Origin of the sequence: Streptomyces azureus, from assembly GCF_001270025.1 — a bacterium.
In the GTDB taxonomy this organism is placed as follows: Bacteria; Actinomycetota; Actinomycetes; order Streptomycetales; family Streptomycetaceae; genus Streptomyces; species Streptomyces azureus.
Genome location: NZ_DF968202.1, coordinates 1 through 20,968 on the forward strand (window position 1 = coordinate 1; position 20,968 = coordinate 20,968).

Annotated in this window: 19 protein-coding genes, 1 tRNA gene and 1 pseudogene; 10 read left to right on the forward strand and 11 right to left on the reverse strand. The window is 67.8% G+C overall.

Annotated elements, in window-relative coordinates; genetic code table 11:
• Nucleotides 1–64: 64 nt before the first annotated feature.
• The 4 genes from AOQ53_RS03650 to AOQ53_RS42635 all read right to left on the reverse strand — a co-directional run bounded on the left by AOQ53_RS03650 (nt 65) and on the right by AOQ53_RS42635 (nt 2,664).
• On the reverse strand, nt 65–895 hold the full coding sequence (locus AOQ53_RS03650; RefSeq protein ID WP_059414925.1) for an MBL fold metallo-hydrolase: 831 nt from the start codon (nt 893–895) through the stop codon (nt 65–67).
• Nucleotides 892–1,770, reverse strand: coding sequence for an NUDIX hydrolase (locus AOQ53_RS03655; RefSeq protein ID WP_059414927.1), 879 nt, complete (start codon nt 1,768–1,770; stop codon nt 892–894). The genes AOQ53_RS03650 and AOQ53_RS03655 overlap by 4 nt, the downstream gene beginning before the upstream one ends.
• A 274-nt stretch (nt 1,771–2,044) precedes the next feature.
• Nucleotides 2,045–2,506, reverse strand: coding sequence for a RidA family protein (locus AOQ53_RS03660; RefSeq protein WP_059414928.1), 462 nt, complete (start codon nt 2,504–2,506; stop codon nt 2,045–2,047).
• Nucleotides 2,506–2,664: a DUF4177 domain-containing protein gene (locus AOQ53_RS42635; RefSeq protein ID WP_003991873.1), complete on the reverse strand. Its 159-nt coding sequence runs from the start codon at nt 2,662–2,664 to the stop codon at nt 2,506–2,508. The genes AOQ53_RS03660 and AOQ53_RS42635 overlap by 1 nt, the downstream gene beginning before the upstream one ends.
• Nucleotides 2,665–2,793: 129 nt before the next feature.
• Here AOQ53_RS42635 and AOQ53_RS03665 point away from each other — a divergent pair, with 129 nt between their 5' ends.
• Both AOQ53_RS03665 and AOQ53_RS03670 read left to right on the forward strand, forming a co-directional pair.
• Nucleotides 2,794–3,771, forward strand: a complete 978-nt coding sequence (locus tag AOQ53_RS03665) for an ArsA family ATPase (protein WP_059414929.1) — start codon at nt 2,794–2,796, stop codon at nt 3,769–3,771.
• 70 nt (nt 3,772–3,841) lie between these two features.
• The gene (locus tag AOQ53_RS03670) at nt 3,842–5,239 is read left to right on the forward strand and encodes an ArsA family ATPase (protein ID WP_059414930.1); all 1,398 of its coding nucleotides are present in this window, start codon (nt 3,842–3,844) and stop codon (nt 5,237–5,239) included.
• Nucleotides 5,240–5,426: 187 nt separating this feature from the next.
• Here AOQ53_RS03670 and wblA read toward each other — a convergent pair whose 3' ends face one another.
• Nucleotides 5,427–5,765 (reverse strand): transcriptional regulator WblA, encoded by a 339-nt coding sequence (gene wblA / locus AOQ53_RS03675; RefSeq protein ID WP_059414931.1) that lies wholly within the window; start codon nt 5,763–5,765, stop codon nt 5,427–5,429.
• A 408-nt stretch (nt 5,766–6,173) separates the two neighbouring features.
• Between wblA and AOQ53_RS03680 the strand changes: the two genes are divergently transcribed.
• Entirely contained in the window at nt 6,174–8,465 is a 2,292-nt protein-coding gene (locus AOQ53_RS03680) for a transglycosylase domain-containing protein (protein ID WP_059414933.1), read from the forward strand.
• Between the two features lie 340 nt (nt 8,466–8,805).
• On the opposite strand, the gene AOQ53_RS03685 is transcribed toward AOQ53_RS03680, so the two are convergent.
• A complete protein-coding gene (locus AOQ53_RS03685; RefSeq protein WP_059414934.1) occupies nt 8,806–9,270 on the reverse strand; it encodes a GatB/YqeY domain-containing protein in 465 nt (154 codons plus the stop codon).
• A 135-nt stretch (nt 9,271–9,405) separates the two neighbouring features.
• On the opposite strand from AOQ53_RS03685, the gene AOQ53_RS03690 reads away from it, so the two are divergent.
• From AOQ53_RS03690 to AOQ53_RS47955, 4 genes are all read left to right on the forward strand, one after another.
• Nucleotides 9,406–10,332, forward strand: coding sequence for a metallophosphoesterase (locus AOQ53_RS03690; RefSeq protein ID WP_059414935.1), 927 nt, complete (start codon nt 9,406–9,408; stop codon nt 10,330–10,332).
• A gap of 154 nt (nt 10,333–10,486) precedes the next feature.
• Nucleotides 10,487–11,260: a Pr6Pr family membrane protein gene (locus tag AOQ53_RS03695; protein WP_059414936.1), complete on the forward strand. Its 774-nt coding sequence runs from the start codon at nt 10,487–10,489 to the stop codon at nt 11,258–11,260.
• Nucleotides 11,261–11,307: 47 nt separating this feature from the next.
• Nucleotides 11,308–11,381: transfer RNA gene (locus tag AOQ53_RS03700), tRNA-Pro, on the forward strand.
• A gap of 32 nt (nt 11,382–11,413) precedes the next feature.
• Entirely contained in the window at nt 11,414–12,331 is a 918-nt protein-coding gene (locus AOQ53_RS47955) for a hypothetical protein (RefSeq protein WP_408055131.1), read from the forward strand.
• A 106-nt stretch (nt 12,332–12,437) separates the two neighbouring features.
• Here AOQ53_RS47955 and AOQ53_RS03710 read toward each other — a convergent pair whose 3' ends face one another.
• Nucleotides 12,438–13,715 (reverse strand): DNA sulfur modification protein DndB, encoded by a 1,278-nt coding sequence (locus tag AOQ53_RS03710; protein ID WP_059414937.1) that lies wholly within the window; start codon nt 13,713–13,715, stop codon nt 12,438–12,440.
• Nucleotides 13,712–14,101: a GIY-YIG nuclease family protein gene (locus AOQ53_RS47960; RefSeq protein WP_107083997.1), complete on the reverse strand. Its 390-nt coding sequence runs from the start codon at nt 14,099–14,101 to the stop codon at nt 13,712–13,714. Before AOQ53_RS47960 ends, AOQ53_RS03710 begins: the two co-directional genes overlap by 4 nt.
• Before the next feature lie 460 nt (nt 14,102–14,561).
• Here AOQ53_RS47960 and AOQ53_RS03715 point away from each other — a divergent pair, with 460 nt between their 5' ends.
• The gene (locus tag AOQ53_RS03715; RefSeq protein ID WP_059414938.1) at nt 14,562–15,437 is read left to right on the forward strand and encodes a hypothetical protein; all 876 of its coding nucleotides are present in this window, start codon (nt 14,562–14,564) and stop codon (nt 15,435–15,437) included.
• 318 nt (nt 15,438–15,755) lie between these two features.
• Nucleotides 15,756–17,324 (forward strand): restriction endonuclease, encoded by a 1,569-nt coding sequence (locus AOQ53_RS03720; protein ID WP_236711548.1) that lies wholly within the window; start codon nt 15,756–15,758, stop codon nt 17,322–17,324.
• Nucleotides 17,325–17,361: 37 nt separating this feature from the next.
• On the opposite strand, the pseudogene AOQ53_RS03725 reads toward AOQ53_RS03720, so the two are convergent.
• The 3 genes and pseudogenes from AOQ53_RS03725 to AOQ53_RS03730 all read right to left on the reverse strand — a co-directional run bounded on the left by AOQ53_RS03725 (nt 17,362) and on the right by AOQ53_RS03730 (nt 19,642).
• Nucleotides 17,362–18,881: pseudogene (locus AOQ53_RS03725) on the reverse strand (LacI family DNA-binding transcriptional regulator).
• A gap of 47 nt (nt 18,882–18,928) precedes the next feature.
• Complete coding sequence (locus AOQ53_RS45740; protein ID WP_408055134.1) at nt 18,929–19,309, reverse strand: helix-turn-helix domain-containing protein; 381 nt, start codon at nt 19,307–19,309, stop codon at nt 18,929–18,931.
• Nucleotides 19,310–19,384: 75 nt separating this feature from the next.
• Entirely contained in the window at nt 19,385–19,642 is a 258-nt protein-coding gene (locus AOQ53_RS03730) for a helix-turn-helix domain-containing protein (RefSeq protein ID WP_059414940.1), read from the reverse strand.
• Between the two features lie 477 nt (nt 19,643–20,119).
• Between AOQ53_RS03730 and AOQ53_RS03735 the strand changes: the two genes are divergently transcribed.
• The gene (locus tag AOQ53_RS03735; RefSeq protein WP_059414941.1) at nt 20,120–20,962 is read left to right on the forward strand and encodes a DNA-binding protein; all 843 of its coding nucleotides are present in this window, start codon (nt 20,120–20,122) and stop codon (nt 20,960–20,962) included.
• The last annotated feature ends 6 nt before the right edge of the window (nt 20,963–20,968 follow it).

Consider the following 20,968-nt stretch of genomic DNA (forward strand, 5'->3'; position numbering starts at 1 on the left):
GCGCAGCGACGATCTGGATCAGCGGCCTCTTACGAAGCCCATTGATCACAACTAAAGACAGCCCCTAGATGAGCCCGTGCTCCTCCAGGTAGTCCAACTGCGCCCGCACCGACAGTTCCGCCGCCGGCCACAGGGAGCGGTCGACGTCGGCGTAGACGTGGGCGACGACTTGCCCAGGGGTTCGGTAGCCGTCCTCGACGGCCGTTTCCACCTGGGCGAGGCGATGGGCGCGGTGGGCGAGGTAGTACTCGACGGCGCCCTGGGCGTCCTCCAGGACCGGGCCGTGGCCCGGGAGCACCGTGTGGACGCCGTCGTCGACCGTGAGGGACCTGAGGCGCCGCAGGGAGTCCAGGTAGTCGCCGAGACGGCCGTCGGGGTGGGCCACGACCGTCGTACCGCGGCCCAGGATCGTGTCGCCGGTCAGGACCGCCCGGTCGGCGGGGAGATGGAAGCAGAGGGAGTCGGCGGTGTGGCCGGGGGTCGGGACGATCCTCAGTTCGAGGCCGCCGGTGGTGATCACGTCCCCGGCGGCCAGGCCCTCGTCGCCCAACCGCAGTGCCGGATCGAGCGCACGCACGCGCGTGCCGGTCAGTTCGGCGAACCGGGCGGCGCCCGCCGCGTGGTCGGGGTGACCGTGGGTCAGCAGGGTCAGGGCGACGCGCTTGCCGGCCCGCTCGGCCGTGGCGACGACATGGCGCAGGTGTCCCTCGTCGAGCGGGCCCGGGTCGACCACCACCGCCAGGTCCGAGTCGGGCTCGGAGAGGATCCAGGTGTTCGTGCCGTCCAGGGTCATCACCGACGGGTTCGGGGCCAGGACGTTGACGGCCCGCGCGGTGGCGGGACCCGAGAGGTCCCCGCCGCGAGGCCGGCCGGGAAGGGCTGCTGCGTCCGTCATGCGGTGGCTCCACCGGTCGGGGCGGTCGGGATGTGCTTGGTGAACTCGTCGTGGCCCGGCCAGGAGAGCACGATCTCGCCGTCCACCAGGCGGGCGGTGGCCAGGACGGGCGTGAGGTCCCGCCCCGGGGCGGCCGCGAGTGCCTGGGCGGCGCTCTCGTACGCTGTCAGCTGGCGCAGGGTCGCGATGGTCGGCGGCATCATCAGCAGCTCGCCCTTGTCGTACCCGGCCGCCGCCTCGCCCGCGGCGATCCACACCGTACGGTCGGCCTCCGAGGAGGCGTTGCGGGTGCGCTGCCCCTCGGGGAGGGCGGCCACGAAGAACCAGGTGTCGTAACGGCGGGCCTCGAACTCCGGGGTGATCCAGCGGGTCCAGGCGCCGAGCAGGTCGGAGCGCAGGACCAGGCCGCGGCGGTCCAGGAACTCCGCGAAGGACAGGTCCCGGGCGACCAGGGCGGCACGGTCGGCCTCCCAGTCGGCGCCGGTGGTGTCGCCGACGACCGAGTCGGGCGTCGGGCCGGCGAGCAGCACACCGGCCTCCTCGTACGTCTCCCGTACGGCCGCGCAGACGATCGCCTGGGCCGCCGTCTCGTCGACGCCGAGCCGGTCCGCCCACCACGCGCGTGTGGGGCCCGCCCAGCGGACCTGGTGGTCGTCGTCCCGGGGGTCGACGCCGCCGCCCGGATACGCGTACGCGCCTCCGGCGAAGGCCATGGAGGCGCGTCTGCGCAGCATGTGGACGGCGGGGCCGGTGCCGGTGTCCTTCAGGAGCATGACGGTGGCCGCGCGCTTCGGGGTGACCGGAGTGAGGGTGCCGGCCGCGAGTGCGCGGATGCGGTCCGGCCACTCCGGGGGGTACCACTGACCGTTCGCCATGGGCGCGAGGCTATCCCGTGACAGGCGGATGTTCGAGTGGCCCCGGGGACGGATTCCGCAGCTAGTGCCCCGGCAGGCAACGTTTGCCCGTCAAGGAGCGGCGTCCGGTGCGTGCTCTGGGGGTACCGCCTGCTCGAAGAGCTTGGGGGAGTGCCGGCCGGAAGCCCTCGTACTGGATGTACTCGGGCTTTCGGCCGGTGCGGCGAGAGGGCGTACCGGGCGTCGCGACGGGGCGAACGTTGCCTGCCGGGGCACTAGGACCACCGAAAGGGTGTTATGCGAGCTCCACCTGGATCTCGACCTCCACGGGTGCGTCCAGCGGCAGCACCGCCACGCCCACCGCGCTGCGCGCGTGCACGCCCTTGTCGCCGAGGACCTGGCCGAGCAGCTCGCTCGCGCCGTTCAGCACCGCGGGCTGGCCCGTGAAGTCCGAGGCCGAGGCCACGAAGCCCACGACCTTCACCACGCGCGCGATGCGGTCCAGGTCACCGGCGACGGACTTGACGGCGGCCAGGGCGTTCAGCGCACACGTGCGTGCCAGCTCCTTGGCCTCCTCCGGGGTGACCTCCGCACCGACCTTGCCGGTGACCGGAAGCTTGCCGTCCACCATCGGGAGCTGCCCGGCGGTGTAGACATACGGCCCGGACTGCACGGCGGGCTGGTAGGCGGCGAGCGGCGGGACGACGTCGGGCAGGGTCAGGCCGAGCTCGGCCAGCTTCGCCTCGACGGCGCTCATTACTGCTTCTCCCGCTTCAGGTAGGCCACGAGCTGCTCGGGGTTGTTCGGCCCGGGCACGACCTGGACGAGCTCCCAGCCGTCCTCGCCCCAGGTGTCCAGAATCTGCTTCGTGGCGTGGACGAGCAGCGGCACGGTTGCGTATTCCCACTTGGTCATGCGGCCGACTCTAGCCGCTGCCGAAGAGGGGTCACACGGCCGACCACGCCCCGGGCGTCCGCCCTCCTCGGCGATGGTTATCCACAGTCTCCCGCGTAGCTCGGGCACAGACTGGTTAGGCTCGAATACGTGAGCAGGCTCCAGGTCGTCAGCGGCAAGGGCGGTACCGGCAAGACCACGGTGGCCGCGGCCCTAGCGCTGGCCCTGGCCACGGAGGGGAAGCGGACGCTTCTCGTCGAGGTCGAGGGCCGTCAGGGCATCGCGCAGCTCTTCGAAACGGAAGCGCTGCCTTATGAGGAGCGGAAGATCGCCGTCGCTCCCGGGGGCGGGGAGGTGTACGCGCTGGCCATCGACCCCGAACTGGCCCTTCTGGACTACCTCCAGATGTTCTACAAACTGGGGAGCGCCGGACGGGCCCTGAAGAAGCTCGGGGCGATCGACTTCGCCACCACCATCGCGCCCGGCCTGAGGGACGTACTCCTCACCGGCAAGGCGTGCGAGGCGGTGCGGCGCAAGGACCGCAGCGGGCGGTTCGCCTACGACTACGTCGTCATGGACGCACCGCCCACCGGGCGCATCACGCGCTTCCTGAACGTCAACGACGAGGTGGCCGGTCTCGCCAAGATCGGCCCGATACACAATCAGGCCCAGGCCGTGATGCGGGTGCTGAAGTCGCCGGAGACGGCCGTGCACCTGGTGACGCTGCTGGAGGAGATGCCCGTCCAGGAGACCGTGGACGGCATCGCCGAGCTGCGGTCGGCCCGGCTGCCGGTGGGGCGGATCATCGTGAACATGGTGCGGCCGGAGGTGTTGGACGCGGCCGACCTGGAACTCGTACGGACGGCCCCGCGTTCCACGGTTGCGCGGTCGCTGTCGTCCGCCGGGCTCGGCGGGGCGAGGCGCGGCGGGCGCGCGGAGCGGCTGGTGGATCCGCTGCTCACCCAGGCCGAGGAGTACGCCGAGCGGTACACGCTGGAGCACGAGCAGCGTGCGGTGCTCACCGAGCTGGGCCTGCCGCTGCACGAACTGCCGCTGTTCGCCGAGGGCATGGACCTGGCGGGGCTGTACGAGCTGGCCCGCGAGCTGCGCGAGCAGGGCGTGTCATGAGCCGGGCAGGCCGCGGCCCCCGGAACAGCTCACAGGCAAGGCCCGTCTTGAGTCGGAAGCAGGGGATGTCATGAGTCGTCCGGACCCGGCCCACACCCACGACCCGGCCCGCCACCACCTGCCCCCCGCTCGCGTGCTCGACATCGACCCGCTGCTGGAGGACCCGAAGACCCGCATCGTGGTGTGCTGCGGCTCGGGCGGGGTCGGGAAGACCACGACCGCGGCGGCCCTGGGGCTGCGCGCGGCCGAGCGGGGCCGCAAGGTGGTCGTCCTCACCATCGACCCGGCCCGCCGGCTCGCCCAGTCCATGGGCATCGACTCCCTCGACAACACCCCGCGCCGGGTGAAGGGCATCGACGACTCCGCGGGCGGCGAGCTCCACGCGATGATGCTCGACATGAAGCGCACCTTCGACGAGATCGTCGAAGCGCACGCGGACCCCGAGCGGGCCGCCGCGATCCTGGGCAATCCCTTCTACCAGTCGCTCTCGGCGGGCTTCGCGGGCACGCAGGAGTACATGGCGATGGAGAAGCTCGGGCAGCTGCGGGCCAGGGACGAGTGGGACCTGATCATCGTCGACACGCCGCCGTCCCGCTCGGCGCTGGACTTCCTGGACGCGCCCAAGCGGCTCGGGTCGTTCCTGGACGGGCGGCTGATCCGACTGCTGACGGCGCCGGCGAAGCTGGGCGGCCGGGCCGGGATGAAGTTCCTGAACGTCGGGATGTCGATGATGACCGGCACTCTCGGCAAGCTGCTCGGCGGCCAGCTCCTCAAGGACGTCCAGACGTTCGTGTCCGCGATGGACACGACCTTCGGCGGGTTCCGCACCCGCGCCGACGCGACGTACAAGCTGCTCCAGGCGCCCGGAACGGCGTTCCTCGTGGTCGCGGCCCCGGAGCGGGACGCGCTGCGCGAGGCCGCGTACTTCGTGGAGCGGCTGGCCGCGGAGGACATGCCGCTCGCCGGGCTGGTGCTCAACCGGGTCCACGGCAGCGGCGCCGACCGGCTGTCGGCCGAGCGGGCGCTCGCCGCTGCGGAAAATCTTGAAGAGCCCCGCATTGTGGATCAGGAGGGCGGGAAAGCAGTACTTCGTAACTCCCCCGACACGTACGACAGTTCAGGCTCTCCCACATCCGAAACGCCAGCTCCGGCTGCTGCTCCGGCTTCTGACGGTGGCTCCCCCGCCGAGGACGCCGAGAACACCGAGCGCTCCGTCGACCAGCTCACGGCAGGCCTGCTGAGGCTGCACGCCGAACGTATGCAGTTGCTCTCCCGTGAGCAGCGCACGCGTGACCGCTTCACCGCGCTCCACCCGGAGGTGGCCGTGACAGAAGTGGGCGCGCTGCCCGGCGACGTGCACGACCTCACGGGACTGCGCGACATCGGCGACCGGCTCGCGGCGAACGAGCGCGAACTGCCCGAGACCGAGCTGCCCGAGGCGGGCACCCGGCCCGAGGCGAGTGCGTGAGCGTCCAGGCGGATGCGTGAGCGTCCAGGCGGATGCGTGAGCGTCCAGGCGGATGCGTCTGGGCACAACGCAAGTGCGCCTGAGCACAACGCGAGTGCCTGAGGGCGACCCTGCGCTGCCCACGAACCTGTCTCCGTGCGGGGCCTGAGCCCCGACCTGGGCCCGAGAAGCCCCCGAAGGGAACCCCTCAGCTCACCGCCGCGTAGTTCTCGTAGATCTCGTCGTCATCGAGCGGTACGACACCGCACCCACGCTCGTACTCCGAGCGCGCGGTCTCCAGCAGCCGACGCCAGGAGGTCACTGTGGGCCGCCTGCGCAGCAGTGCGCGGCGTTCCCGCTCCGTCATGCCTCCCCACACGCCGAACTCGACGCGGTTGTCCAGCGCGTCGGCCAGGCACTCCGTGCGCACCGGGCATCCGGTGCACACCGCCTTGGCCCTGTTCTGCGCTGCTCCTTGAACGAACAGTTCATCCGGATCGGTAGTGCGGCAGGCCGCCTGCGCACTCCAGTCGGTTACCCAGCCCATACCGGCGCCGTCCTCTCCCGAATCGAGGCTCCCCCACGGCGGCAGCGGCATATTCACCGCCGCCAGTTGAGGACGTTACGGAAGGTGGGCACAGCGCAACACCCCCAGCGGGCCCAATCTTGAATGGTCCGAACGGACTATGGGTAAGCGGCAGATCACCCGGGGGAGTGAGCTGGCGACATATGTAACCTTCCCGGCAAACCAGGACAGTTCAGTTGCGTCACAACGGACGCCGTATGACACACAAGGCGGATTCGGACACGACCCCATCAAAAAAGTCGGGGAACACCCGGAACGATTCGGGGTCGCCGGACGTATTGATACGTGGCCTCACTGCTGTGACAGTTGAGAGCAGCTTAGGCCAAGGCCTATACGCCTGTCCGGCGAATGAGAACGTAGGCTGCCCTCATGCCAAAGAAGCGCTCGGGCGGTGGTCTGTCACCCACGCAACAGGCCGCCAAGTTCCTCGGAGTCAGTGTTCTCGCGGGAGCCGTGCTGGCCGGTATCGCGCTGCCCGCGGTGGGCGCGCTGGGGCTGGCGGCGAAGGGATCGGTCGAGAGCTTCGACGAGCTCCCGGCCAACATGAAGACCCCGCCCCTGAGCCAGCGCACCACGATCCTCGACGCCGGCGGCGGCAAGATCGCCACGGTCTACTCGCGCGACCGCACGGTGGTCCCCCTCAAGGACGTCTCGCCGTACATGCAGAAGGCGATCGTCGCGATCGAGGACTCGCGCTTCTACCAGCACGGCGCGGTCGACCTGAAGGGCGTCCTGCGCGCCCTCAACAAGAACGCGCGCAGCGGTGAGGTCGCCCAGGGCGCCTCCACCCTGACGCAGCAGTATGTGAAGAACGTCTTCGTCGAGGAGGCCGGCGACGACCCGACGAAGGTCGCGCAGGCCACCCAGCAGACCATCGGCCGCAAGATCCGCGAACTGAAGTACGCGATCCAGGTCGAGGAGGAGCTCGGGAAGAAGAAGATCCTCGAGAACTACCTGAACATCACGTTCTTCGGCCAGCAGGCCTACGGCATCGAGGCCGCGGCCCAGCGCTACTTCTCCAAGTCCGCCAAGGACCTGAACGTCCAGGAGGCCGCCCTCCTCGCCGGCATCGTCCAGTCGCCCAGCCGGTACGACCCGGTCAACGACGAGGCGGAGGCCACCAAGCGCCGCAACATCGTGCTCCAGCGCATGGCCGACGTCGGCGACATCTCGCGGGCGCAGGCCACCGAGGCGATGAAGGCGCCGCTGGGCCTGAAGGTCAGCAAGCCCAAGAACGGCTGCATCACGGCGACCAAGGGCGCGGGCTTCTTCTGCGACTACGTGCGCGAGGTCTTCCTGAACGACCCGGTCTTCGGCAAGACCAAGGAGAAGCGGGCGACGGTCTGGAACCAGGGCGGCCTGACGATCCGCACCACCCTCGACCCGCAGGCCCAGGAGTCGGTGCAGCAGTCGATCAAGGACCACGTCTACACGAGCGACGACGTGGCGACCGCGGCCACCATCGTCGAACCCGGCACCGGGAAGATCGTCGCGATGGGCCAGTCACGTCCGTACGGCGTCGACATCAAGAAGGGCGAGACGACCCTCAACCTGTCCGTCAACGGCGACATGGGCGGCGGCATGGGCTACCAGCCCGGTTCGACGTTCAAGCCGATCGTGGCCGCCGCGGCCCTCGAGGACGGCATGCCGGCGAACAAGGTGTACTCCTCGCCCTACCAGATGGCGTACCCAAGCCCGGTCTCGGCGTGCGACGGCAAGAGGTGGGTGAACGACCGCGACGACCCGGCCAAGCTCGAGAACGAGAACGAGTCCGAGGTCGGCCCGTACGACATGAAGGAAGCGACCGCCAAGTCGGTCAACACCTACTACGTGCAGATGATCAGCGACATCGGCATCTGCCCGGTCACGACGATGGCGAAGAAGATGGGCGTCGAGCGGGCCGACGGTGACAAGATGCCCCAGGTGCCCTCCATCGCCCTCGGCACCCAGGAGATGTCGCCGCTGACCATGGCGAATGCGTACGCGACCTTCGCCTCGCGCGGGATGCACTGCACGCCGGTCGCCATCGAGTCGGTCACCCAGCGCGTCGGAGACCAGAAGAAGTCGCTCCAGGTCCCGAAGTCGACGTGCTCGCGTGCGATGTCGGAGAAGACCGCCGACACCATCAACGAGCTGCTGAAGGGCGTCGTCGAGGACGGTACGGGCAAGAAGGCCGGCCTCGGCAGCCGCCCCAGCGCCGGCAAGACCGGTACGACCGACGAGCGTTACGCGGCCTGGTTCGTGGGCTACACGCCGAACTTGGCCGGTGCCGTGTGGGTCGGCGACCCGGCACACAAGCGGAAGATGATCAACATCACCATCGGCGGCCGGCCGCACGACAAGGTCTTCGGCGGTGAGGTCCCCGGCCCGATCTGGGGCGACATGATGAACGGCGCGCTGGAGGGCAAGCCCGTCGAGCAGTTCAACACCGTCCACATCCCCGACGGCATCGACCGGGACCGCGGCGACGGGAACGGCGACGACGAGGGCCGCGGCGACGGGAACGACGGCAACGGCTTCATCGGCGGCCTGGTCGGCGGCAACAACGGAGGCGGAGGCGATCCCCTCCCGACACCCTCCTTCTCCATTCCCGAGGGCTTCTTCCGGGGCCAGGACAACGGGGGCGGGAACGGGAACGGGAACGGCGGACGGCGCGACTGAGCCGGCAGGACACCGCACGGAGCGGGCGCAGCTCGACTCCGGTGCCTACAGCCATTACGCGGGACCAGTCACCGTGACGCAGACCAACGGGCACCGCATCGACCTCGGCGGTGGCGAGGACATCGGGGGCCTGTGGGCCGGCAGGAGTGTCAAGGGCGTCCAACTGCGGGTGAACGTGCGTCGCTGAAGCCTGCGAACCGCTTTCCTCTCGACCCTCCCGAGGAGACTCGAGAGGAAAGCGGCATACCCCGACGGCGCATCCGGCCCGTGATGCCCCTTACCCGGTACGGCCGACCTCCCTGCAACCATGTGCAGGCAGGTCGACGGCGTTCGCCGCGGTTCAGCCGGCCAGCAGCTTCTTCACCGCGGCGGCGACCCGGCCGCCCTCCGCCTGCCCGGCCACCTTCGGGTTCACGATCTTCATGACGGCACCCATGGCCCGGGGCCCCTCGGCACCCGCAGCCTTCGCCTCCTCGACGGCCTGCGCGACGATCGCGTTCAGCTCGTCGTCGGAGAGCTGCTTGGGCAGGTAGGCGGCGAGCACCTCGCCCTCCGCCTTCTCCCGCTCGGCGCTCTCGACACGACCGCCCTGGGCGAAAGCCTCGGCGGCCTCGCGACGCTTCTTCGCCTCGCGGGTGATCACCTTCTGCACCTCGTCGTCGGAGAGCTCGCGCTTCTCCTTGCCCGCGACCTCCTCCTTGGTGATCGCGGCGAGCGTCAGCCGGAGCGTCGAGGAGCGGAGCTCGTCGCGCTCCTTGATCGCGGCGTTGAGGTCATCCTGAAGCTTCGACTTGAGCGTGGTCATGGGGTTGATTGTCGCAGGTGCGGCGTGAAAGGCGCCCCTTGATTTAGGGGGGCGGTGAGGCAAGGGCAGGCACCGCCGGGGCATTTCGCGCGCCGCCGGACGCAGGCGACCGGCGCGGTCTGACACGATGGTCGTATGCACGCGCGATACGGAGTCCCCCTGGGAATCACGGCGGCTGGTGCCGCCGGTCTGTTGTACGCGGCGGGCTTCGAGGCCCGCTCCTTCCGCCTCCGCCGGGTCACGGTCCCGGTCCTGCCCCCGGGAATGCGCCCCCTGCGTGTGCTCCAGGTCTCCGACATCCACATGGTCAGCGGTCAGCGCAAGAAGCAACGCTGGCTGCGGTCCCTGGCGGGTCTGCGCCCCGACTTCGTGATCAACACGGGCGACAACCTCTCCGACCCGGAGGGTGTCCCGGAGGTCCTCGACTCGCTCGGCCCCCTGATGGAGTTCCCGGGCGCATACGTCTTCGGCTCCAACGACTACTACGGCCCCGTGCTCCGCAACCCCGCCCGCTACCTGCTCGAAAAGGTGCAGGGCCGCCACGGCCTGAACGGCAACCCGCCGGCCGTCGGCGTGGTGCACAACCCGTGGGAGGACATGCGGGACGCCTTCGACGCGGCGGGCTGGCTGAACCTGACGAACACGCGCGGCACGCTCAAGATCGAGGGTGTCTCGCTGGAGCTGACGGGCCTGGACGACCCGCACATCAAGCGGGACCGCTACGAGCAGGTGGCCGGCGGCCCGTCGGACTCGGCCGACTTCTCCATGGGCGTGGTCCACGCGCCGTACCTGCGCACCCTGGACGCCTTCACGGCCGACGCCTACCCCTTGATCCTGGCCGGCCACACCCACGGCGGCCAGCTGTGCATCCCCTTCTACGGCGCCCTGGTCACCAACTGCGATCTGGACACGGACCGCGTGAAGGGCCTGTCCACGCACACGGCGGAGGGCCGTACGTCGTACCTGCACGTCTCGGCGGGCTGCGGCACGAACCGCTACACACCGGTACGGTTCGCGTGCCCGCCGGAGGCGACGTTGCTGACGTTGGTGGGGCGGGAGTAGCGGGAGTCACTGCCCACGGTAGGGCTCGAGGAGCCCGAGAGGGCGGAGAGGGCCGAGAGGGCGGAGGGAGACGATGAGAGACGGTGGTGAGGCCCGTTAACCCACATAGCCCGCCTAAATCGCCCCCTATGTCCGCTTCTGTCAGCGTGGGGGCATGCCCGCCCCGATACCCAGGGACATACCGGATCTCCCCGCGATTCCGGGCAAGCCCGCGCTGAAGCCCTCGCCCGTCCCCGCCACGGCCGTCGTCACCCCGGTCCGCCGCCCGGCGGCTGCGGCCTTCCGGCTGCTGGTCGCCCTGGCGGCAGCAGCCGGCGTGACGCTCGAAGTACTCCTGGGCGACACTTCCCGAACCCTGGGTTACTTCGCGATCCAGAGCAACATCCTGCTCGCCCTGGTCATGGCCTTCTCGGCCCGCCGCGCGTGGACGGCCAGCCGCCCGCTACCAGGAGCCGTGCTGGGCGCGACCCTGCTCTACGTCGTCATCGCGGCCCTGGTGCACCACCTGCTCCTGGCGAACGAGGCGAGCCCCTTCTCCCTCACGGGCGAGGCCGCGGCCGCCCCGACGGGCTGGCAGGCCGTCGCCCACCACACCCTCCACACGCTGACCCCGATCGCGGCCGCACTGGACTGGCTCCTGCTCACGCCCCCGGGCCGCCTGCACCTGCGCCAGGCCAGCGCCTGGCTCCTCTACCCCCTGGCCTACCTGGTCTTCTCCCTCACCCGAGGCGAACTGCTCCTCCCGGGCACCCCCGACCGCTACCTCTACCCTTTCCTGGACGTCGACCAGGACGGCTACAAGAAGGCCCTAGGCAACGCCCTCCTCCTCGGCCTCTCCTTCTACGCCCTCGCGACCCTCCTCGTGGCCCTCGACCACGCCCGCCCGAACCCCCTCCGCCACCCGTGGAAAACCGGATTTCGTCTCTAGCCACCAGTGGGCTAAAGTAAACGTCGTCGCCGCGACAGCAGCGACATCGGGGTGTAGCGCAGCTTGGCAGCGCGCTTCGTTCGGGACGAAGAGGTCGTGGGTTCAAATCCCGCCACCCCGACGCTGGTCAGAGGCCCATTCGCTTGATCGCGAATGGGCCTCTTTCATGCCCGGGGGGCCAAACAGGGGGCCAAACGAATCCGGTCAGGCCACCGCGTCGTCCTCTCCTTCCTCCTCCGCGTCCTCCCCTTCCTGATCTTCGGCGAAGATGTCGTCCATCGCTTCGGCGCCCTCAGTGATGACCGGCCGGAGCTGCTTGCGGTAGACCGCCTCTGTGGTCGCCTGGCTTGTGTCGAGTACGACACGGGCGCACGGCACGCGGCTGAGTCGACACGGCAGGCGGCGCTCTCGCTCGCGACCGAGGCTGACCATGCGGAGGTCGCCGGGTGGGCGCACGAGAGGCGGGCATGGTTCGCTCTCACGACCGGCGACTACCGCGGTGTCATCGCAGCGGCGCGGGCCGGAGCTGAGACGGCGCAGCACCACGGCGTGGCCGTGCAGCTCGCAGCCCAGGAAGCCAAGGCGTGGGCCCGGATCGGGGACCGCCGGCAAGTCGAGGTGGCCTTGGACAAGGGGCGGCGGTTGCTCGAAGGGATGCCGTACCCCGAGAACCTGGACAACCACTTCGTGGTGGACCCTGCCAAGTTCGACTTCTACGCGATGGACTGCTACCGCCTGGTCGGCGAAGACAAGCTGGCGCGCACACTCGCCGACGAGGTGCTGAGGGCAGGAACAGACTTCGACGGCACCGAGCGCTCACCGATGCGCAACGCGGAAGCGCGGGTCACGCTGGGAGTCACGGCAGCGCGTGAGGGCGACTTGGAGCAGGCACTCATCATGGGTGAGCGGGCTCTCGAAGGGGACCGCCAGTCGGTGCCGTCGCTCATCATGACGAGCCGGGAACTCGCTGCCGAGATGCGACGCCGGTACAGCTCCGAACCAGCGGCTCAGGACTACCTTGCGCGGCTTCACTCGCTTGCCGAGCAGAAGCCGGGCTTCATGCCCCGCTAGGAGGTCACGAGCGCCTGACTGGAGTTTCTTGGGCGTTGGACTCCCGAAACGCACCAAGGGGGCCCGCTCATGGAGCGGCCCCCTTCTTCGGAGCGGCCTGAACTCACTAGGCCACGGGCTTGGGCAGCTCGTAGGCCGAATCGTTCTTGAACTCTGCAAGGCTCTCGCGGAGGCGGTCCTTGTCTTCATCGGTGTAGTTCGCGCTACTCCCCGCGAGCAGGTAGGCGATGAGTTCCGCCGTACGGTTGTAGTTCTCGTTTCGGGCGACGATTCGATCTCCTGCAGAGACGAGCACGTCGCGCCACAGCGGGCTGTGCATGTCCCAGTTGATCTTGTTGAGCCGCTTGATCGCCTGGACGTTCTTAAGACCGTAGCGTCGAGTGGCAATGAGGAGCCCGCGCATTACCGCAATTTGCGCTGCGGGCTTCAGCAGCAGGTTGTCAGTTTCGTTCTTGCGAAGCGTGGAGATGAGGTCCGGTGCATCGACGGCTTCCTTGAAGACGCTGAGGTGCTCAAGGAGGCTGGTCCACCACTGCGCCACATGGTCGTAAGCAGCGTCCAATTCATGGTCGCTCGGGCGGACGACGCGCTCTTTTTCCTCGAAGTGGAAGCCGTTCTCCTTGCAGATCGCCTTGACGGTCTCGTATACGGCGCTGACTGTGGTGATTTGGGAACTCCGGTCCGACAGGGTGTTGCTCCTCCAATTGACGATGAGCTCGCCCTTGGAGTCTGCAACACTGAGGGGTTCCCCGGCCGCGACGAGCTTGCGGGTAAGGATGGCGTACCCGTCATCCTCGCTGGTGATGATGTTGTCGCTGCGCCCAGTGGGCTTGGCCGACCGGTTGATTTTGTTGAAGATGCGCCGAGTGGTCTCCGATCCATAGAACGGGATGAAGATCACGGCCAGCTCGTCCTCCCTCACCGCACCGACGAACGGACCGGTAATCTCCTGTCCCTTGTCGTTCACGCGGTTGATGAGGGCACGCAACGCTGACCATCGGTGCTGCCCATCCAGGACGATAAGGTCGCCTCCATCGATGGTCAGGACGCCCAGTTGCTGGATGACCTCGTTGTACGCCGCTGGGGTCTCGCCGTTGAGCCACTTACCGAACGACTCATAGGCGAAGACCTTAGGCTCGTAAATCAGGACGATGATGGAGCCGAAGAAGCGGTCCTCCGCGTTCGCGAGGTAAGGCACGATCTCCTCGCGGACTCGCTTGTCATTGAGCGCCCGCTGAAGCCGCTCTTCGATGCTCAGGTTGGCCCAGTCGTCACCCTTGCTCGCCGCGCGGGCGATAGCGGCAAGGTCTGCGGCGCGCAGCTTGGCGTTGTAGTACTCGATGGAACCCATCTTGCTCTTGATCGCCGGAACAGTGGTCGTCATGATGACCCCTCCTTGGTGGTGGTGTATCGGATGTGGTTGCACAGAGGGTGCAGGTCGCGAATGAGGCGCTGTTCAAGAGCCTTCTGGTGCTCGCCGTGAGCGAGCACCCATGAGAAGTGAATGCACCCGGCTGGGCGTCGGAGTGCACGGCGAAGCCGTTGGTTGTGGCTGTACTCGTAGTGAGCGTGAAAGCGGTCGTACAAGCAGTCGCTTCGGCCGATGTACAGGGAGCCTCGCATGTCATGGATGACGTACACGCCACCCAGCCTCGGCACCGCCAGACACTGACTCGGCCAATAGGGGACCGAACCATCTACTGCCAGAGCGGGAGCTTCAAGGAGCGCGTTCTCCTCACGCGCCTCGGCGCCCGTACCGCCCGCTGCCATCGTCACCTCGCGACTGTTTGTACAAACTCCTGACACGTCTTCACCGTGACACTGTTTCTGCAAACTGACAAGCTCTGGCCACAAACAGACGGTCAGTCACATGCTCACCACCGCCCCACACTGGGGGGCCAAAGAGGGGGCCAAACGACGCACTCGTCCACGGATCGTCCTGGACGACGACGGACAGTCCCGAGGAATACACGTGCAGGTCAGTGACGTCGTAGCAAGGTCACGGAGGGCCCGATCGCGTTCGGGACGAAGAGGTCGTGGGTTCAAATCCCTCCACCCCGACAGCTGAACCACCAGGTCAGGCCCGGTGCTGAGAGATCAGAACCGGGCCTGATTTGCTTTGCGGCCCAGTTTTGGGAGCCGTTTGGGAGCCGACTTCGAGGACCGGCTCCCGAGCAGGTGGATCCTTCGCTCACCAGGGACTGTCAGTGCACGCGATTAGTCTCCTGCTATGCCCATCCAGACCGTCACCTTGAGCGTCCTGATCGCGTCGCCAGGCGACACTGCCGCTGATCGCGATGTGGTGGAGGACGCCGTCCGCAGCTGGAACAGCGATCACACCATGCGACGCAAGGTTCACCTGCTCCCTCTGCGCTGGGAGCTGGGTGCGGTGCCCCTGGTAGGCCAGGGAGACGCACAGCAGGTGATCAATGAGCAATTCGCTGACGAGGCGGACATCGTCATCGCGGTGTTCAACAGTCGCCTCGGGCAGGCGACGAAGCGCGCCGTCTCCGGTACGGCCGAAGAGATCCTCCGAGCCCGTGATCGCGGCGCAGCCGTGCACGTGTTCTTCTCCGATGCGCCCATCCCGCGCGACCATGATCCGGACCAGCTTGCCGCGCTGAACGCGTTTCGCATGGAACTCCAAGAGCATGGCCTGACCGGCAGCTACATGTCTGCGGACGGCCTAAAGGCGAAGGTAAGAACGTGCTTGGAACACGACGCCTATAAGGCCGGCGACCTGAGCAGCGACGAAGCAGATCGCTCACGCCCCGGCGCTGTCCTCCGCTCCAGCTTCCAATGGGAGACCGAGCCCAGGCAAGACAGCCGGGGCCGCATCAAGATGCGGCGTGCGAGGGAACGACTCCGCGTGGAGAACCTGGGAGACGTCGCCGCTGAAGATGTCGCCTTGGAGATGAAACCCGTGGGCGAGGGACACAACCCTGAAGCGGTCGGTGAACTGACTGCTGGACGCATTCCGCCCAGATCCTTCGTCAACTTTCCCCTTGCCCTGGACATGGGCACGGCTCGGCAGGGAACGATCATTCACCGCTGGACAGAGGCAGGCCAGCAGTACTCGGAGGAACAGACGATCTCGTGGTCGTAGGCGGCCGAGATACCACCCGCAGCACTGTCGAACGCCGTGCTGCCTCTCCCATGGCGGGAGCTTCCTCAGCCTCAATCGCGGCACGCCGCTTCTGCGGCGGCGGCTGCGGATTGGGGCCAAGTACGAGAGTGGTCAGGCTCGTTGCGGTCACGATCTGCAGCATTCCTGCCAGAAACGCGATAGTCAGGTTCGGCCGCAGGCTGGCAAGGGCAGTTCACACCAGGGCGCATCCCAGACCAGTACATGCTGATGCCATCAGCCCGGTACGGGATACTGCTGTCTCGAATTAACGATCATGTACTGAGCTGGGGGCAAGCGGTGGCGGGCGGGAACGATCCATACGCACGGGAACTCGCGCGGCAGGCCAGGGAACGGGAGAAGGCCCGCAAGGCCGCCGAGGCCGCTGCTAAGCGGAAGGCTCGCGAGGAGAAGCTGGCGTATGAAGCGGCTCGCGCCCAAGAGGCGGTCGACCGCACCAGCGTGGCTGAGCACGATGCCGAGCAACTTGCAAAGCTGCTGCGCTCATCTGTACTGGACGGACAGCCGCTGACGTTCGATCGGCTGAGGCAGGAGTTCGTTCCCTCACCGTTCATCCCGCCCAAAGGCCGCATCAAAGCTGCACCGTTGCCTCGTTGGGAGGAGTACGAACCGGAGCCACCACGAGGGCTTCTCGGTGCTCTTGGGTTCGGGCGCCGCGGACACGACGCGGAGGTCGAATCCGCCCGCAAGCGGTTCGACAGAGCACTGCGGGATCACGCACGCGACGAGAAGAAGCGTGCGGAGAAGCTGGAGGAGGCCCGCGCCCAGCACAAGGAACGCAATGAGGAAGAAGCTGCTCGGGTCGAGCAGTGGAACACCGCGCTCGAGGAGCGTCGTAACGCTTACCGGGACCGAGACGTCGAGACTGTCGAGTGGTTCGTCAACCAGGTCTTGGCCGCCTCCGTGTATCCGCACGGCTTCCCGAAGGCCAATCAGGTTTCGTTTCAGGCGGACACGGGTGACCTACTGGTCGAAATCGACCTGCCTCTGGAGGACGTGGTTCCTGCGGCACGGGCATACCGGCATGTGAAGACGCGTGACGAGATCACGCCCATCCCCCGCCCGGAGAAGGAACGCAAGGAACTTTACGCGTCAGTTCTGGCACAAACCGCTTTGCGTACCGTCCATGAGCTTTTCAACTCCGACACTGAAGGCGTAGTCCAATCCATCGCCTTGAACGGGCATGTAGCCACCATCGACCGCGCCACCGGGCGGGACGTCCATCCGTGCTTGATCACGCTCCAGGCAGACCGAGCTGAGTTCAGCCAACTGGTCCTGACACAGGTCGACCCACGGGCTTGCCTGAAACGGCTGCGCTCGCTGATCTCGCCGAATCCGTACGAGCTGGAGCCAGTACGCCCGCTGGTCACGTTCGACCTGTCCAAGTTCCGCCTCATGGACAGCCTGGACGTCGTGGCGGGGCTGGACAGCCGACCTGTACTGATGGATCTGAAACCCACGGAGTTCGAGCACCTCATCAGGCAATTGTTCGAGGCTATCGGCTTGGACAGCGTGAATACCCAGCCGTCGAAGGACGAGGGCGTGGACGCGGTCGCGATGAACACCGATCCGGTCATGAAAGGTCTGTGCATCATCCAGGCCAAGCGCACCAAGAACGTGGTGCCGTTCGAGACCGTCTCTGCGCTCGCCGGCGTCGTAGAACACAAGCGAGCAGCCAAAGGCATCCTGGTGACAACCTCGTGGTTCGGTCGAGCCAGCGAGGCATTCGCCAACGAGCATGGTCGCCTCGAACTCCTCGACGGCGCCAACCTGGTGCATCTGTTCAAGGAACACATGAACCTCGACGTCATCCCCGGGCCAGTCCCTCCAAAGAAGCGCCCTCGGTAGGCGCCGCGCCCTGCCCCAGGACGCGACGCCTTTGCGGCTACTTCCGGCTTGCGGCTCCCCGCGCTTGCAGAATTTCGTCGAGCACCCGCACCGGTGAATGGGGGGACAGCGCCAGCCTGGCGTCGAGCGCGGTCTCCCACTGCTCGGTCAGCCCGACCATGAGGCGCTTGCGCATGCCGGGGGTGACGTGGGCGTAGCGGGCCGAGACTGAGCCGTCGATGTGGCTCATGCGTTCGTCCATGAGGACCTTCTCGGCGCCGAGGTCCTCCATCACGGTCCGGTGGGTGTGGCGAAGGCCGTGGGGTGTGAGGCCCTTGGCGATCGGGAGCCAGCAGGCGTCGGCTCGGTCACTTGCGCCGCGTCCTCGGGCTGGGACGCCGGGCCACGGTTCGCCGAGCAGCGGTACGGGGCGGGCCTCCTGAGGTGCCTTTTTCGGGTACCAGCCGGAGACCGCCGGAGTGAACAGCCATGTCGCAAAGCCGTTTCGGCGCCAGTGGGCTGCGTGCTGCGACACCACGCCGCCCCGCACGAACCCCAGGTCCACGATGGCCTGCTCCACCCTCACCCGCTTGGCCTCGGTGACGCGGTCGGGGTGGTTGAGGACGTTGGACACCGTGCCCGTGGAGACTTCGGCGCGGCGTGCGACGTCGACGAGCTTCGCGCCCTGGTGGCCGCCGGTGCGGGCCGCGCCCTGTCCCCGGAAGACGTAGGTCTTGCCGTGACACGGGCAGGGTTTCGGCTTCGTTCGGGCGACGTGGTTGGCGACCAGGGCCGACAACCAATCCATCGCATCGATCTTGCGGTAGCTGTCGTCCTTGGGCGGACAGCGCACCAGCTCGCCGGTGTCGAGTTCGTACAGCTGCCACTCGACTCGGATGGAGCCTGGGCGGGCGAAGTCCCGCTCCAAGCCGACGATTTCGCCCCAGCGCATGCCGGTGTACCCCTTGAGGACGACGGCGACGAACTCGTCGTCGCGGCCGGAGAGCAGGGCGGCCCGTTCGGCAGTCAGCAGGATGCCGAGCGGGTCAGTGATGACCTCTCCGGGCCGCGGTCACGGGAGCGGCCGGCGCGCTTGCCACGTCCGCGCCTCCTGGCCGCCGGGTTGGACGTAATCAACCCCTCGTCGATCGCGTCCTCGAAGATCAGGTGGAGCGTCGAGCGCCAGGTCTTGACGCTGGAGGCCGCGTACACGGCCTTCTCCTTCTTCTCCCACAGGTCGACATCCGTGCACAGGACGCCGGCGAGCGCTTTGTCCTCGAAGTCGGGGAGCAGGTGCTCCTCGATGTGGCACTTGTAGTTCTGCATGGTCGAGGCGGCCAGATCCTGGGCCGCGTACCAGCGGTTCGCGTACTCGCCGAAGGTCTCCTGGCCAAGCGACGGGTCGCGCCAGTCACCGCGCCGGTACTTGTTCTCGGCCTCGCTCGCGGCGCGCTGGGCCTCGCCCTTGGTGGCGAACCGGATCGCCTTGCCGTTCTCGTCGGCGACCGTGAGGTGCCTGCCGGGCGCGGTCTTGTATCGGCCGCGCCAGTAGTTTCCGCGCTTCTCCGCGAAACCCAACTTCCGTTTTCCTCCTTGCTCTTGCCTCGTGGCTGGGTGCGGGCGCGCTACACGACGGTCTCGTACTGGGTACGGCGCGGCGGCCGGGCCCGCAGATGCCCCGTCGTCGCGGCCGTAGTCGGCCGAGAAGACTGGGCGGCACGAGTTCGTGCAGCGGGAGGACTTGTAGATGCAGGACCCGTCGGCGTACTGCTGAAGGATCGCTTCGGGCGCTCTTCGTGGAGGCGGACGATCTCGGCGAGGTGTGCGCCAGTGAAGCGGTAGGCGTGGCCGACGCGAGTGTGCGGGATGAGGCCGCGCCGAGCACGGTCCTTGACCCACCAGGCGGAACAGCCGAGGGCTTCGGCGATTTCTTCGGGACGGTAGAGACGGGGCAAGGGGGCTCCGCCCTCGGTGACGGGAAAGCGGCGCACGAGGGCAGGGGGTATCTCGGAGTGGTGCAAGAAAAGTGGGTCCTAACTCGGTTGGGGGCCTGCTCACTCAGCAGCGCTGGGCGGCCTTCGTCACATGGCGCTCGGTCCCTGCAGCAGCACGAGGGGCGAGACGCGGAGGGCCTGGGCGAGGGCGACGAGGTCGTCGATGTCGCAGCGGCGTTGGGCACGTTCGATGCGGGACAGCATCGTGTCGGACATCGGGCGGCCGATGGCGGTGACTCGGGCGGCCAACTCTCGTTGGGCGAGACCGCGTTCGGTACGGAGGATTTCGATGGTGCGGGCGGTCCGTATTCCGGCCGGACCGATTTCCAGGGATCGTGCTGCCATAGCTCCAATTGGAACTCGTATTCGCCGGTTTGGTAAACCGGCGATCGTCGGCTATGTTGCGCCCGGCCGGGCAAGGGGAGTTGCCGCGGGTTGGGTTCCGGGCAGCCGGCGGGTGGGGGGCTACATCCGGCGGACGGGTGCTCTGACATGGGATGTTGTGTTGTAGCTTGCGCTCAGACGGAGGTCAACGGCTTCCCGATGTGATCCTTCTAGCTCGGCCCCGTGGGCAACCAATTTCGGCAACCGGCAGTCTGGGATTATCATTTAGGGAATGCCCCGGAGCATGCGTTCGCCGTCAGCTATCTGAATTCTTGGCGGAATGCTGGACTTCTGCGGCGTTGATGTGGCTGTCTTGGCTAGGCGAAGCCACCAGCCCCACGCCCCTCGGGCCGGGGCTGTACCGCCACTCCCCCCGCGCGCCGCCCGAAAAGGGCGCGCAACTCCACCTGCCCGTCCGGACCCAGGAGCCGCCGACCCATGAGCCTCGACGCCCGAGAGTGGGTGTGGGACCACAGCCGAAGCAAGGGCACCGCCCGCATGGTGCTCGCGTTGATCGCCGACCGCTGCCGCGACCGGAACTGCGTCGCGTACGCCTCCGTGCCCACCCTGATGAAGCGAGCGAACGCCTCCCGTACCGCCGTACGCGACGCCCTGGCCAAGCTGATCGCCGACGGCGAGCTCGTGGCGCTCGGTGACCGCAAGGGGCCACGGGGAGAGACGTACTACCACCTCCCGGAAGCCGCCCGGTTCCTCGCCGAACACGCCGTTGAAGGGGACCGGGAACCGGCCCTTCCGGGGGATCGGATTCCGACCCTCGGGGTGCTGGAATCCGGCCCTTCCGATCCTTTCGAAGAGGGGCCGGAATACGGCCTGGGGGAACGGAATCCGACCCCGGGAGGGTACGGATTCCGACCCGCCGGGGGCACGGATTCCGACCCCCAGAACGGTAGAGAACCAAAGGTGAACGGTAAGAGCAGCAGCTCTGCCCCACTCATCTCCGCCGACCAGTGGCAGATCGACGACGGCACCCGGGCCTGGTTGCAGCAGCACGGCCATCTCGACCGCCTCGGCGAGCAAGCCGTCCGATCGGCCGACGAGAAGTGGCGCGTCTACCGGGCCGCGTGGCCTCCCCGTACTGCAGCCGCTTGGGCTGCCGACTGGCGCGCTTGGATCGCCCGGGAGCACACCCCCACCCCAGGCCGCCCGAACCTCTACGCCCTGCCCGGCGGCACGCCCACCCGGGCCCCTGCCATGACGCGCTCCGAGCAGCACATGGCCGCCCTGCTCGCCGCCCTCGACGAACCGACCGGAACGGAGTAACCCGCC